The organism is Micromonospora sp. NBC_00362 (assembly GCF_026342155.1).
Lineage (GTDB): Bacteria > Actinomycetota > Actinomycetes > Mycobacteriales > Micromonosporaceae > Micromonospora > Micromonospora hortensis.
Genome location: NZ_JAPENH010000001.1, coordinates 46,533 through 60,700, shown reverse-complemented (window position 1 = coordinate 60,700; position 14,168 = coordinate 46,533). Strand labels below are relative to the sequence as shown.

Genomic DNA, 14,168 nt, shown 5'->3' with positions numbered 1-14,168 from the left:
TCTGGCCCTAGTCGTGGCACTGCTGCCCAACCTGGCCCAGGCCGCCGAGACGACCCTCGGTGCCGCCGCAGCGCAGTCCGGCCGGTACTTCGGTGCCGCCGTCGCCGCCAACAAACTCAACGACAGCGCCTACACGACGATCCTGAACCGCGAGTTCAACAGCATCACCCCCGAGAACGAAATGAAGATCGACGCGACCGAGCCGCAGCAGAACAACTTCACCTTCGGCAACGCGGACCGGATCGTGAACCACGCCATCTCCCGGGGTTGGAAGGTCCGCGGCCACACCCTGGCCTGGTACTCGCAGCAGCCGGGCTGGATGCAGAGCATGGAGGGCACCGCGCTGCGCAACGCGATGCTGAACCACGTCACCCGGGTGGCCAGCTACTACCGAGGCAAGATCGACTCGTGGGATGTGGTGAACGAGGCGTTCGAGGACGGCAACAGCGGCGCCCGCCGCAACTCGAACCTCCAGCGCACCGGCAACGACTGGATCGAGGCGGCGTTCCGCGCGGCCGACGCGGCGGACCCGAACGCGAAGCTCTGCTACAACGACTACAACACCGACAACTGGACCTGGGCGAAGACGCAGGCCGTGTACAATATGGTGCGCGACTTCAAGTCTCGTGGGGTGCCGATCGACTGCGTCGGCTTCCAGTCGCACTTCAACGCCAACTCGCCGTACAACAGCAACTACCGCACCACCCTGTCCAGCTTCGCCGCCCTCGGGGTGGACGTGCAGGTCACCGAGTTGGACATCGAGGGATCCGGCACGACGCAGGCCAACACCTACCGCAGTGTGGTCAACGACTGCCTTGCCGTGGCGCGCTGCAACGGGCTCACCGTCTGGGGGGTGCGCGACTGCGACTCGTGGCGCTCCGGCGGCACTCCGCTGCTCTTCGAGTGCAACGGCACCAAGAAGGCCGCCTACACCTCCACCCTGGAGGCGCTGAACAGCGCGGGCCCCACCAACCCGCCCACCGACCCGCCCACCGACCCGCCCACCAACCCGCCCACCAACCCGCCCGGCTCCGCCGGCGAGATCGTCGGCACGCAGTCGGGCCGGTGTGTCGATGTGCCCAACGCCTCGACCAGCAACGGCACCCGGGTGCAGCTCTACGACTGCAACAAGCAGACCAACCAGGCATGGACCTACACCTCGGGCAAACAGCTACAGGTGTACGGGAACATGTGCCTCGACGCCGCCGGGACCGGCAACGGTGCGGCGGTGCAGATCTACAGCTGTCACAGCCAGACCAACCAGCAGTGGAACGTCAACTCCAACGGCACCATCAGCAACGTCCAGTCCGGACGATGCCTGGACGCCTGGAGCACCGCCAACGGTGCCCAGATCCAGCTCTACGACTGCCACGGACAGACCAACCAGCAGTTCCGGCTCGCCGGCTCGGGTGGCGGCTCGACCCCGACGCCGACCCCGACGACGCCGCCGCCGACCGGCGGCACGTGTGACCTTCCGTCGTCGTACCGCTGGTCGTCGTCGGGTGCGCTGGCGCAGCCGAGGTCCGGGTGGGTGTCGCTGAAGGACTTCACCGTCGCGCCGTACAACGGCCAGCAGCTCGTCTACGCCACCACCCACGACACCGGCACCACGTGGGGCTCGATGAACTTTGGCCTCTTCAGCAACTACTCGCAGATGGGCTCGGCCAGCCAGAACGCGATGAACTCGGCGACCGTCGCACCGTCGCTGTTCTACTTCGCGCCGCGCAACATCTGGGTGCTGGCCTACCAGTGGGGCGGCCCGGCCTTCTCGTACCGGACCTCCAGCGACCCGACCAACCCGAACGGGTGGTCGTCGCCGCAGACGCTGTTCAGCGGCAGCATCTCCAACTCCAGCACCGGTCCGATCGACCAGGCGCTCATCGGTGACGACCAGAACATGTACCTGTTCTTCGCCGGGGACAACGGCCGGATCTACCGGGCCAGCATGCCCATCGGGAACTTCCCGGGCAGCTTCGGCTCCAACTACACGACCATCATGACCGACACGACTAACAACCTCTTCGAGGCCGTTCAGGTCTACAAGCTCCAGGGCCTGAACAAGTACCTGATGATCGTCGAGGCGATCGGTTCGCAGGGCCGGTACTTCCGTTCCTTCACGGCCACCAGCCTGGGTGGTACGTGGACGCCGCAGGCCACGTCGGAGAGCAACCCGTTCGCTGGCAAGGCGAACAGCGGCGCCACCTGGACCAACGACATCAGTCACGGCGAACTGATCCGCAGCAACGCCGATCAGACCATGACCGTTGACGCCTGCAACCTGCAACTGCTCTACCAGGGGCGCTCTCCCAGCTCCGGCGGCGACTACGGCCTGCTGCCGTACCGGCCGGGTCTGCTGACGCTGCAACGCTGACGACCGGACAACGCCGGGGCGGGCAGGCTCGGCACCACGCCGGGCCCGCCCGCCCCGCACCCATCCACCACCACCAGGAGGTAGCGATAGTGCGAGGACACGGGCACCACCCCCCGCCCGCGGGCAACACCCACACCGAGCGAATGTCCCCTCGTCTTCGGGGACGGCTGTTCAAGCTCGCCGCGGCCGGGATCGCCGCCGCGGTCGGGTTGCTCACCATCACCGTGGCGACCGGATCGGCGTCGGCCGCCGACAACCCGTACCAGCGGGGCCCGGACCCCACCCGGACCAGCGTCACCGCCGTGAACGGCCCCTTCGCCAACACGTCGGTCAGCGTCCCGACCGGGTACGGCTTCAACGGCGGCCGGATCTACTACCCGACCGACACCAGCCAGGGCACCTTCGGGGCCATCGCGATCTCGCCGGGCTACACCGCGTTGTTCTCCGCCGAACTGGCATGGATGGGACCGTGGCTGGCGTCGCACGGCTTCGTCGTGATCGGCATCGAGACCAACAGCCGCAACGACTTCGACACTGCCCGAGGCACCCAACTGCTCGCCGCACTGGACTACCTCACGCAGCAGAGTCCCGTACGTGACCGGGTCGACCCCAACCGGTTGGCGGTCGCCGGTCACTCGATGGGCGGCGGTGGCGCGCTGAGTGCGGCCACCCGACGCTCGTCCTTGAAGGCAGTGGTCGGCATCGCGCCGTACTCGCCGTCGTCGAACCTGGCCAACGACCGGGTGCCCACCATGATCTTCTCTGGGCAGGCGGACACGGTGGTCACCCCGTCCTACGCCACCGGCCTGTACAACAGCCTCCCGGCCACGACGGAGAGCGTCTACCTGGAGGTCGCCGGTGCGGATCATGGCTTCATGGTCGGACGGTCGAACCCGGTGATGGTCCGGACCATGCTGCCGTTCGTCAAGATGTTCATCGACAACGACACCCGGTACAGCCAGTTCCTCTGCCCCCTGCTCGACTCCAGTGGCGTGGTCACCTACCGCAGCACCTGCCCGTTGCTGCCCTCGACGCCGACCGATCCGCCGACCGATCCGCCAACCCCCACCGATCCGCCGACCGTTCCGCCCGGCTCCGCCAGCGAGATCGTCGGCACGCAGTCCGGCCGGTGCGTCGACGTACCCAACGCCTCACGGAACAACGGCACCAGGGTCCAGCTCTACGGCTGCAACAAACAGACCAACCAGGCATGGACCTACACGTCGACCAAACAACTGCAGGTGTACGGGACCATGTGCCTCGACGCCGCCGGGACCGGCAACGGCGCCGCAGTGCAGATCTACAGCTGCCACAACCAGACCAACCAACAGTGGAACGTCAACTCCAACGGCACCATCAGCAACGTCCAGTCCGGACGATGCCTCGACGCCTGGAGCACCGCCAACGGAGCCCAGATCCAGCTCTACGACTGCCACGGACAGACCAACCAACAGTTCCGGCTCGCGCCGCTCGCAGGCTGATCGCGGCCGAGTTCGCACAGCACCTGTTCGGGGGTCTGCGGATGGACCAGCGGCAGGCGAAATCCCGCACACCTGAAACGGGCGGACCCGGCGTCGCGCCGGGTCCGCCCGCATCATGTCGCCGAAGTGCGGCGACGCCTGGCGTCTCGCACCAGCGTCAGGGCGATGACGAGAAGGCCGAGCAGGGCGACGACGGCATTGGCGGTTGTGAGGGCCACCTTCTCGCCAGGGGTGGCGTGGTGCAGATGGGTCAGGTGGAAGAAGAAGTGGGGTATGGCGAAGGTGGAGAACGCCGCCGCGGCGGGGATGGTGAAAACGGCCCGAGGTGCGACGAGCGCTATGCCGAGGACGACGGCCAGGCCGAGGGTGGCTCCGCCGAAGTCTCGCGCGTAGTGCTCGCTGAACGGCGGGGTGAGGCTGACGGTCGGGAAGTTGTTGTAGAAGCTTTCGGGGAAAACCTGGTTCCAGAACCCGACAACGAGTTCGTCGAGGAAGAGGACGGCCAGGGCGATCCGGATCAACGCGGTCAGCGCGGTGTCGCGCCCGTCTGTTGACGTTGCCCGCGGTGCGGCGGGGGTGGGTGACCGGCCCTCGTTCACCGGGTCCGTCCAGCGTCGTTCCGCGCTGCCGGGCTCGCCAGCCACTGGTCGAAGGTTTGTCTGCCGCGCGGACCGGGGCCGGTGGGCAGCAGGCCGTTTCCGGCCATGGCTCGACCGGTCGCTCCCGGAAGTCGGACGGGCAGGACAAGGCGGTGACTCCCGCGGGTGCGGAGCAGGCGGCGGGCCATGGCAGACATGCGCAACTGTTGCGGGCCGGCGATGTCGGGCGCGCGGCCGGCCGGTTCTGCCAGGGCGAGGTCGACGAGACAGTTGGCGACGTCGTGGGCCGCGATCGGCTGCATGAGCATCTGGGGCACCACCGCGATCGGGCCGGGAATGGTGGCGAGCATCTGCGCGGCCAACTCGTAGAACTGCGTCGAGCGGAGCACCGTCGCGGGTACCGCACCGCCCAGGACGAGGCTCTCCTGGCGTCGTTTGCCCGCGTAGTAACCCCAATTGACCCGGTCGGCGCCGACGACCGACAGTGCGACGTGGTGCCGCACCCCGGCGCGCTGGCCTGCGGCGAGCAGGTTCGTCGTCGCCGCGCCGAAGAAGCTTTCCGACTTCTTCCGGTTGATCGTCGACACGTTGCTGACGTCGATCACGACCGGCACGCCGGTCAGCGCCTCGTCCAGCCCGGAACCGCGGATCAGGTCCACGCCCGTGGAGCGGGCGAGGATGACCGGCTCGTGGCCGGCGGACCGTACGGCGTGAACGACGAGACGTCCGACGCCGCCGGTCCCGCCGGCTACCGCGATACGCACTGAGCTACCTCCCGATCCGCGTTCGCCGTAACGCCGCGCTGGCGGGTGGCCCGGACCCGGGGCCGGGTGAGAGGGGGATGAGCCGCTGTGATGTCACCGTTCTACCTTTCCGAGACTTCTTGTTCACGACATAGACCGCGCAATAGCCCTAAAGGGTGGAACCTTCGCCTGGGTCGGTGCGCTTGCTGGCGGCGTAGACACCACGGGAGAGCGTCATGATCGCGAGGAGGAGAGCCAGTACCACTACACCCGAGGCGGCGTACAACGCGACGACGCCGCCGTGCGTGAGACGGGCCCGAAGCGGATTCGCCGCTGCGGCCGCCGCAGCCGCCGCTCCCACTGTGAACTCCGCGGTGCCGGCCACCGGGTGTCCGTCGGTGAAGGTCGCTCGCCAACTGATCTCGTACCAGCCGTCAGGCATATCCGCTCTCACCTGATGGCGCAGCGTCGCCCCCTGGACAACCGGCCGACCGCCTGTCCAGTCCGTCCCCGTGTGGTCCGTCACCGTGACACTGCTGTCGGACGTGATCTCGCCGGCGAACACCACCTCGACCCGCTGCGGGGCCTTCGCGAGCCTGGCACCGGCGGTCGGCGTGATCGAATGCGTCGCGCCGTGCGCGAACGCGGGCACGGGCGTGACCGCCAGCGGGAAACCGGCAGCGAGCGCGACCGTGACAATCAATCTGACGGTAGGACGAATGCGAGACGTCCGACCGGTGTCTGACGTGTCGGTCACGCGAGCCGCAGTGCTTCTCTTCATGGCGTGCTCCCCTCCGCCGCGAACGACCGCGGCGTCTGCGAACAGGACCGAGCGGCCCCCCGATTCGTGACAGCAGAGGTCGCGGCCGGGGCCCTGTGTCACGAATCGGAGACCTGCTCGGTCCGTACCTGGTGACACTCGCCCACCACCGGTACAGCGCAAGGAGCGACGATCATGACCGCCATCATCCGCATCGCACTGGCAATCGTGTTTCTCGACAATTTCGTGGTCGGGGCCTGGAACGCGATCTGGCCGGCCAGCTTCTACGCGAACTTCCCGACAGTGGATCTCACGCCGCCGTTCAGCGAGCACTACGCGCGGGACTTCGGTACGGCATCACTGGCGATCGCCCTGCTGCTGGGCATCGCGGCGGTCAAACCCAAGGCCCACTTCGTCATCCCCGCCGCGGCTGCCTATTCGGTCTTCGCGCTCCCCCATTTCTTCTATCACCTCACGAACATGCAGGGGGCGACAGTAGGTGAGGCGATCCTCCTCACCACCGCAAACGCGGCCGTGGCGCTCATCGGCCTGGTGATCATCTTGCTGACGGCGCTACGCGACCGTTCGGCCGCTCGGCGCGACCTCGCCTCGGCTCGGGCCGCCCACTGAACCTGCTGCGTCAACCACTGGGAGAGCCGATGGTTCCCGAACCCCTCCGGCCACTTCGGCCAAACGCGCTACCCAGCGCGTTCTGCGTCGTCGTCGCCGAACGACGCCTCCTCAAGAACCTCGCGTACCAGCTGCTGGGTTCAGTCGACGTCGCTGAACACGCGGTACAAGCGACGTACACCGTCTGGTACACGATGCCGGACGACGAACAGGATGGCATCGACAGTCCCTTTACCTGGCTCGTCGGCACGCTCGTGCAGGTCTGTATCGGTCTGCTCACATCGTCGCCGACCCAAGCCGCTGGCCATAACACCGCTCAAGTGCTGTAGTACGGCCCCGCAAGGGGTACCTGTGTGGCTGGCGCTCAACAGACAGCAGCGATATCGGCGGCAGTGCGAATTCAGGGATAGGGGCGACGAGGCGGCCATGGCAGGGCGAGGAAAAGGCGGGGCACTGGTCGACGCGTTGGCGGTGTTCGACGCGGTCCGTCCACGGCTCTTCGGCATCGCCTACCGGATGCTCGGTAGTGTCGCCGAGGCGGAGGACATCGTGCAGGAAGCCTGGCTCCGGTGGCAGCAGACCGAACGCAGCCAGGTACGGGACCCGATCGGGTTCATGGTCACGACGACTTCTCGGCTCGCCCTGAACGCCGCGACGTCGGCTCGCGCCCGCCGCGAGCTGTATCCCGGACCGTGGCTGCCCGAGCCCGTCGACACCTCCGCCGACCCGACACTCCAGGCCGAACGCAACGAGTCACTCGAACTCGCCGTGCTACTCCTGTTGGAACGGCTCACCCCGGCCGAGCGGGCGGTGTACGTGCTGCGGGAGGCGTTCGACTACCCATTCCGGCGGATCGGCGAGGTACTCGACGTCAGCGAGGCGTACGCACGACAGCTCGGCCACCGCGCCCGCACGCACCTGGCCCGGCAGCGGCGCGAACCGGTCGGCCACGCCGACCGCGACCGCCTGCTGTATGCCTTTCTCGCCGCGGCCCGCTCCGGTGAGCTTGCCCAGCTCGAGGAACTGCTCGCCGAAACAGCCATCTCCTACGCCGACGGCGGCGGCGCCGTCCGGGCCGCCCAGCTACCCGTCGTCGGACGTGACAACGTCGCGCGTTACATCCTGGGACTGATCCGGAAGTTCGGCCGCGACCTCTCACCGGAGATCGTCGAGTCCAACGGCCACGCCGCGATCCTCGTCTCGCGGCCCGGGGCAACTGTCGCTCTGGTCACCATCGACGCCTCACCAGCCGGGATCGAACGAGTGTTGATCGTCCTCAACCCGCAGAAACTAGCCCAGTTCCAGCGGTGACAGTCGGCACCGGCGCCTGGCGACGCGTGGTTCGTCGACGGCACGTACGTCGAGGTCGGTGGTCTGGCGCCTGAGTCGTCGCCGAACCTGCCGGTGCCGCTCGCGCGAATGGGATCGTTGCTGAGTGACGAAGTCGCTTGACCTGCATCTGGAGTTCGATCGGAGTGCGGGTTCCCCGGGTCGCTCGCTGGAGAGCGCGTTACGGGAGAGCATTCGGACCGGCCGGCTGCGGGCCGGGTCGCGCCTACCTGGCAGCCGGAGCCTGGCCGCCGACCTGGGCCTGGCCCGGGGCACCGTGGTGCAGGCGTACGCGCAGTTGGTGGCGGAAGGGTGGCTGCTGGCGGCACCCGGCTCGGGCACCCGGGTCGCTGACGTGCTCCATGATCCGCCCCGCACGCGCGGACAACCGCGGCCGTCGCCCCCGGCCGGGCCATTGATCGAGTTGCGGCCGGGGATTCCCGACCTCGCGTCTTTCCCCCGAACGGCCTGGGCGGACAGCGTCCGCCGGGCGCTGACGACGGCTCCACGCGGCACGCTGGACTACTCCGAACCGACCGGGCTACCCGCACTGCGGGCGGCGGTGGCCGGCTATCTCGCGCGCACCCGTGGGGTGCTCTGCGACCCGGAGGCGGTGGTGATCACGGCGGGCTTCACCCAGGGCCTCTCCCTGCTGGCGCGGACGCTGCACCGGCGCGGCGTCCGCGCCATCGCCACCGAGAACCCCGGTCTGGCCCATCACCGCACGGTGCTGCGTGCTGCGGGCCTGACCGTCACCCCGCTCACCGTCGGCCCCGGCGGGGCCGACCCGGATGACGCGGCGGGTCAGGCCGCGCTGCTCACCCCGGCGCACCAGCATCCGACCGGAGTGGTGCTCGCCCCACGGCAGCGCTACCGGCTCATCGCGTGGGCACGGAAGCACGACGCGTTCCTCATCGAGGACGACTACGACGGCGAGTTCCGCTACGACCAGCGGCCGGTGGGCGCCATGCAGGCGCTGGCACCAGAGCGGATCGTGTACGCGGGCAGCACGAGCAAGTCGCTGGCGCCGGGCCTCCGCCTGGGTTGGTTCGTCGTACCCGAGCCACTGCGTCGTGACCTGACGACGACGATCGCGGAGGCCGGCGCCGCAGTGTCCGCGATCGACCAGCTCACGATGGCCGACCTGCTCACGCACGGCGACTACGACAGGCACATCCGCCGCATGCGCCTGACCTACCGACGTCGCCGGACCGAGCTGGCCGCCCGCCTTGCCGAGGTGACCACCACTGCGCTGGAGGGCATCGCTGCCGGCGTGCACGCGCTGCTACCGCTGGCTTCCGTGGCGGAGGAGCGCTGGCTGATCCAGGCCGGACGCCGCGAGGGACTGCGCCTGATCGGCCTGCACGGCAACGGCTACTGGCACGATCCCGCGGATGAGCGGCAGCCGGCAGCCCTGGTCCTCGGATACGCGGCGCCGCCGGCTCACGCCTGGCAGGAGGCACTGTCCGGACTCTGCCAACTGGTCCATCAGACCGGTCACCAACTGGTCCATCCTGCTGGTCCGGTCGGGGATACGTTCGAGTCATGCAGACCATGAAGATCGGAAATAACGAGATCGTGCTGCTGGGCACGGCCATGCCACCGGAGTTGCCGGATGGCTCCCACGTGATGACAGCGACGATCGAACTGCCACCGGGCGACCCGGGCACGCCGCCACACCGGCACTCCGGCCCGGTCTTCGGCTACCTGCTCGAGGGCGAGATGATCTTCGAGCTGGAGGGCGAGCCCGAACGGGTGATCAAGGCCGGTGAGGCGTTCTGGGAGCCAGGCGGCGACGTCATCCACTACCGGTCCGCCAACAACCTGTCCGATCGGGTGACCAAGTTCCTGGTCGTGATGGTGTGCGCGCCCGGCCAGGAAATGCTGGTGCTGGTGAGCCCCGACGAGCTCGAACAGCGTAAGAACCGCCGCTCAATCCGGCCGAACTGACGGAAGAGGCACGTCATGCGTATCGTTCTCGCCGGTTCGACCGGCGTCATCGGCCGCCGGCTCGAGCCGATCCTGACCGCCCGGGGGCATGAGGTCATCGGGTTGGCCCGCAACGGCCCGGTCGCCGTCGACGTGCTCGACCGGGACGCGGTCGCGGCCGCCGTCCGCGACGCCCGGCCCGACGTGGTGATGCACCAGCTGACCAGCCTGAGCACCGGCGACTTCGCCGCCAATTCGCGGCTGCGCCGGACCGGGACCCGCAATCTGGTCGACGCGGCGCTCGCCGCCGGGGTACGCCGGATCGTGGCACAGAGCATCGCCTGGGCGTACGAGCCGGGCGCCGAGCCGGCGGCCGAGGAGACCCCGCTCGACCTCGACGCCCCAGAGCCACGCCAGACCAGTGTGGCCGGTGCCGCCGCGCTCGAATCCGCCGTCCAGGAGGCGCCCGAGTGGGTCCTGCTGAGGTACGGCACCCTCTACGGCCCGGGCACCTGGTACGCCCGCGACGGTCTGATGGCCCAGTTCGCCGCCGCCGGCAAGGTCCCCGCCGACGCGGACGTGAGTAGCCTGCTGCACGTCGACGACGCCGTCGCCGCCGCGGTCGCGGCTCTGGAGTGGCCCGTCGGCGTCGTCAACGTCTGCGACGACGAGCCAGCCGCCGCCTCGCAGTGGGTGCCCGCGTTCTGCGCGGCGGCCAATGTGCCAGCGCCAGCGGTGACCGAGGGCGAGCGGCATGGCTGGGCGCGAGGAGCGAGCAACCACCACGCCCGCACGCACCTTGGCTGGAACCCGACCTACCCGTCCTGGCGTCAGGGATTCGCCACCCTGTGAGGCGTCCGCACAATTTGATCTTGCAGAAGCAACGGAGACGAAGAGTCATGTTCGATCACCCCGAACTCGCCGCGCTCAGCGACGACTATGCCCGCTTCGGGCTGGAGCGCGATGCGGTACGCGAATGGGAGGACGGCGCCCGCACCGACAATCGCGCCGGGTCGTACGAGTGGTGGTACTTCGACGCCCACCTCGACGACGGCGCGAAGGTTGTCGTGGTGTTCATGAACAAGGACCTCGGCGCGGCGGGTAGCCCGCTGTCACCGCAGCTCCGGGTCAACCTGGAACTGCCTGACGGGACGACGTCCCACAACACGATCGCGATCCCCGCAGCGGACTGGTCGGCGGCGAGCGGGCGTACTGACGTCCGCATGGGGCCGGGCAACCGCTTCCACGGCGAGAGCCTGCGCGAGTACCGGATCCAGGCGACCGCCGGGGGGCTGAGGGTCGACTTCACACTGACGTCCGAGGTCCCGGCCTGGCGTCCGGCCACCGGGCACATGCTGTTCGGCCCGGAGGGCGACCTCGAGTTCAACTGGCTGCCCTCGGTGCCCCAGGGAGCCGTGCGGGGCTCGTACACGATCGACGGGGTGCGGCACGAGACGACCGGCGTCGGCTACCACGACCACAACTGGGGCAACGTCGGGCTGCCGAAAATCATCAATGACTGGTACTGGGGACGGGGGCAGGCCGGACCGTACACGGTCATCGCGTCGTTCATCACCGGCGCCGAAAAGTACGGCTTCGCCGAGATTCCCATCTTCATGCTGGCCCGCGACGGCCGGATCATCGGCGACGATCCAGCGAAGATGACGTTCGAGCGGGACGGGGTCTACACCGACGCGAAGACCGGCAAGCCGGTGGCGGGCATCGTCCGCTACACCTACGTGGACGAGGACGACACGTACGTGGTGACCTTCGACCGCGAGCGCGACCTGGTCCGCAATCCCCTCACCAAGGACCTGCCCTGGCTGAAGCGGGCAGCGGCCCGGTTGATCCGGTTCGACGGCGCCTACCTCCGCTTCGCCGGCCTGCTCACGATCGAGCACCACAAGGGCGGACAGGTGGTCGAGGCGTTCGCCGAGGACGCGATCTGGGAGCTCATGTACTTCGGGCACGCCCGCGCCACCGCCGCGGGTTCGTCAGTGCCCGGTCGGCGGGTCGCCCGGAAGCGGCACTGAGTTCATCGGCTGGCGAAGGCGCTCGATCAACTCGCGGGCGGCCTCGGCGTACCGCTGCTCCGATCCGCGGGGCCGGTGTCCCTGGATCGGAGGCGGGACGCTGTCGCCAGGTAGCGGCACCACGTCGGCGGGATCCCGTAGCCGGCGGTCCACCGTTGCCGCCGTCCCGCGGACGGTTACCGGCGTGGTTGTCCGGTGGGCGGTGAATATCCAGCCGCCGATCGAGTCGGTGTCACGCCACAGGTTCACCCACCGCCAGTCGACGCGAGAGCCGATCTCGTGCAGCACCTCGTCGTCGACGAAGGCGGGGAACAGTCGCGCGTAGAGTCGGCTCAGTGGCGACCCGTGGGTGAGCAGAGCGACTCGACTGCTGACCTGGGGCGGCAACTGGAGTACCGTCGCGGCGGCCAGGACCGCACCGTGGCTGTGTGCGGTGAGCAGCACGAGGTTGCCGCGTCCGACCAGATACGTAATTCGTCTGGTCAACTCCGGCACCGCTCGTTCGGCGTAGCAGGGTGGCGCGAACGGGTGGGCGGCCCGTGGCCAGAAGGTGCCCAGGTCCCACAGGACACCGACGTGGCGCCTGAATTCGGCCGTCCGGTAGGCGAAGATGCCGCCGATGGTCAGGCCGAGGATGATCGCGGCGATCCCCCAACTCCCGAACGCGATGGAGAAGGTGATCAGGTCGCCGGGTACCCGTGCGTACCGCTGCACAGACTCGCTCGGCAGCAACTCCAGCAGACCGAGGGTGGTGGTGGCCGTGCCGATTCCGGCCAGGCAGGCGTAGACCACCGCCAACGGAATCAGCCTTTCCGTGAAACGGGCCCTGGCTATCGCCTCCTGCACCTGCCGTAGTCGGGTCGCGGCTGCGGGCGGGCGGTCCGGAAAGTCGCAGGCCACGATCGCCGCCGCGGCACGACGTCGACGGCGTCGAGAGACGAGGACGACCGGAACCGCTACCACCAGCGTGAACAGCACTGTCCGGAGAAAGCCGAAGATCGCCCAGGTGAACGCCGGCGGCAGACCGGAGGCCAGGCCCTCTCCGGTCGGCGCGTCGCGATCCAGTAGATCCGCCACCCGGTAGACGAACTCGGCGGACACTGCTACCGCCAGACTGACCGCGCTGGCCGCCATCACCAGCGCGCCCAGCCCGAGCAGCGGGATGGCGTCCCGCCGCCGTACCCGGCACCAGAGCAGCACAGCGCCGAGGGCGGTCAGCAGGGTCGTCTGGGCAACGAACAGCGAGGTGAGGAGTGCGCCGTAGCCGGGTAGGCCGCCCCCCTCGTGCCACGGCGCCGGGCTGGCGAGGACGTGGACCGCCACCACGATGGTCAGGGCCACGGCTACCGTCCGCACCGTGCGGGTGATTCGGTCCAGTCGCTGATCCGACGAGGCCCGGTCGAGCAGCGCGGGCAGGCAGAGCAGAACCACGCAGCCGGCCAGCACCGCCCCGGTGGCCACGACCAACACGATCGTGCTGGCCGAGGCGCCGTTCGCGGCTCGGGCGGCGAGCAGGGCGACGTCCAGTGTCGCGAACGCCGCCGCGACGTGAATCGAGCGCAACCGACCCACCAGCGGCCCGGCGTCCCACTGACCGATCCCCCTGAGCCGGTGCTCGGAGACCTCGTCCGCCGGAACGCGGAACGCGTCGAACATCTTTCCCGGCCGGGTGCTGGCCCGCCAGAGCAGGCCGATGGCGACGGCCGGAACCACAGCGAGTACCGCGAGGCGCAGGCCCACGGGTTGCCCACCCAACCAGGACAACCAGGTACGCCCGGCCAGGCAACGTGACGAGCCCATGCATTTCCACGCGATCAGGTCCAGCGTGACGCCGACGAAGGCCAGCACGTACAGCGCGGTGAGGGTGAGCGCCAGCAACCGGCACAGGGATCTGACCGTCGCGTCGGAGCCAGGGCTCGCCGGTCGCATCCAGATCGCCAGGTTGGCCAGCATGAACGGCAGGAGGAACACCAGCGTCAGTGTTCGGACCACGCTTCCGGCGGGCAGGTCACCCCAGCGGTACGCCTCAGTCACCCGTTCGCCGCTGCCGCACGAACATGGGCGTCGGGGTCGGTAGAAGCCCCCACTGCGGTCGCCCGCGACCTGCTCGACCTGCGCCACGTTCAACACCTGGGCGGCGCTTGCGCTGGCGGCGCCGTGTACCCGCAGCTCCACCACGTCATCGGACGTCCCGGGCCCGCCTGACCGCGCTGATGCACCCGACATCGGCCCCTCCGAAGCACCTTCGGTGGCCAAACCGGGTGAACCCAGCCCCCGCGCCACTCGCGGCGGT

The 14,168-nt window shown here is 68.9% G+C and carries 13 protein-coding genes; 9 read left to right on the top strand and 4 right to left on the bottom strand.

Annotated elements, in window-relative coordinates; translation table 11 throughout:
• The first annotated feature begins 19 nt into the window (after positions 1–19).
• Both OG992_RS00250 and OG992_RS00245 read left to right on the top strand, forming a co-directional pair.
• Complete coding sequence (locus tag OG992_RS00250; RefSeq protein ID WP_266305118.1) at positions 20–2,371, top strand: non-reducing end alpha-L-arabinofuranosidase family hydrolase; 2,352 nt, start codon at positions 20–22, stop codon at positions 2,369–2,371.
• A 143-nt stretch (positions 2,372–2,514) separates the two neighbouring features.
• Positions 2,515–3,852 carry a ricin-type beta-trefoil lectin domain protein gene (locus OG992_RS00245; protein ID WP_266301906.1) on the top strand — a complete coding sequence of 446 codons (1,338 nt, stop codon included), beginning with the start codon at positions 2,515–2,517 and terminating at the stop codon, positions 3,850–3,852.
• 113 nt (positions 3,853–3,965) lie between these two features.
• On the opposite strand, the gene OG992_RS00240 is transcribed toward OG992_RS00245, so the two are convergent.
• From OG992_RS00240 to OG992_RS00230, 3 genes are all read right to left on the bottom strand, one after another.
• Positions 3,966–4,496 carry a hypothetical protein gene (locus tag OG992_RS00240; RefSeq protein WP_266301905.1) on the bottom strand — a complete coding sequence of 177 codons (531 nt, stop codon included), beginning with the start codon at positions 4,494–4,496 and terminating at the stop codon, positions 3,966–3,968.
• Positions 4,448–5,215, bottom strand: a complete 768-nt coding sequence (locus tag OG992_RS00235; protein WP_238684165.1) for an SDR family oxidoreductase — start codon at positions 5,213–5,215, stop codon at positions 4,448–4,450. The genes OG992_RS00240 and OG992_RS00235 overlap by 49 nt, the downstream gene beginning before the upstream one ends.
• Before the next feature lie 148 nt (positions 5,216–5,363).
• Entirely contained in the window at positions 5,364–5,975 is a 612-nt protein-coding gene (locus OG992_RS00230; RefSeq protein ID WP_266301904.1) for a copper resistance CopC family protein, read from the bottom strand.
• A gap of 174 nt (positions 5,976–6,149) precedes the next feature.
• On the opposite strand from OG992_RS00230, the gene OG992_RS00225 reads away from it, so the two are divergent.
• The 7 genes from OG992_RS00225 to OG992_RS00195 all read left to right on the top strand — a co-directional run bounded on the left by OG992_RS00225 (position 6,150) and on the right by OG992_RS00195 (position 11,875).
• A complete protein-coding gene (locus OG992_RS00225) occupies positions 6,150–6,584 on the top strand; it encodes a hypothetical protein (protein ID WP_238684167.1) in 435 nt (144 codons plus the stop codon).
• A 29-nt stretch (positions 6,585–6,613) separates the two neighbouring features.
• Complete coding sequence (locus tag OG992_RS00220; RefSeq protein ID WP_266301903.1) at positions 6,614–6,913, top strand: sigma factor; 300 nt, start codon at positions 6,614–6,616, stop codon at positions 6,911–6,913.
• A gap of 97 nt (positions 6,914–7,010) precedes the next feature.
• Positions 7,011–7,895, top strand: a complete 885-nt coding sequence (gene sigJ, locus OG992_RS00215; protein ID WP_266301902.1) for an RNA polymerase sigma factor SigJ — start codon at positions 7,011–7,013, stop codon at positions 7,893–7,895.
• 124 nt (positions 7,896–8,019) lie between these two features.
• Positions 8,020–9,471, top strand: a complete 1,452-nt coding sequence (locus OG992_RS00210; RefSeq protein WP_266301901.1) for a PLP-dependent aminotransferase family protein — start codon at positions 8,020–8,022, stop codon at positions 9,469–9,471.
• Positions 9,459–9,863: a cupin domain-containing protein gene (locus OG992_RS00205; protein ID WP_238684171.1), complete on the top strand. Its 405-nt coding sequence runs from the start codon at positions 9,459–9,461 to the stop codon at positions 9,861–9,863. Before OG992_RS00210 ends, OG992_RS00205 begins: the two co-directional genes overlap by 13 nt.
• 15 nt (positions 9,864–9,878) lie before the next feature.
• Entirely contained in the window at positions 9,879–10,694 is an 816-nt protein-coding gene (locus tag OG992_RS00200; RefSeq protein ID WP_266301900.1) for an NAD(P)-dependent oxidoreductase, read from the top strand.
• Between the two features lie 47 nt (positions 10,695–10,741).
• Entirely contained in the window at positions 10,742–11,875 is a 1,134-nt protein-coding gene (locus OG992_RS00195; RefSeq protein WP_266301899.1) for a lipocalin-like domain-containing protein, read from the top strand.
• On the opposite strand, the gene OG992_RS00190 is transcribed toward OG992_RS00195, so the two are convergent.
• Positions 11,837–14,050 (bottom strand): hypothetical protein, encoded by a 2,214-nt coding sequence (locus OG992_RS00190; protein ID WP_266301898.1) that lies wholly within the window; start codon positions 14,048–14,050, stop codon positions 11,837–11,839. The two genes, OG992_RS00195 and OG992_RS00190, sit on opposite strands and share 39 nt — an antisense overlap.
• Positions 14,051–14,168: the final 118 nt, after the last annotated feature.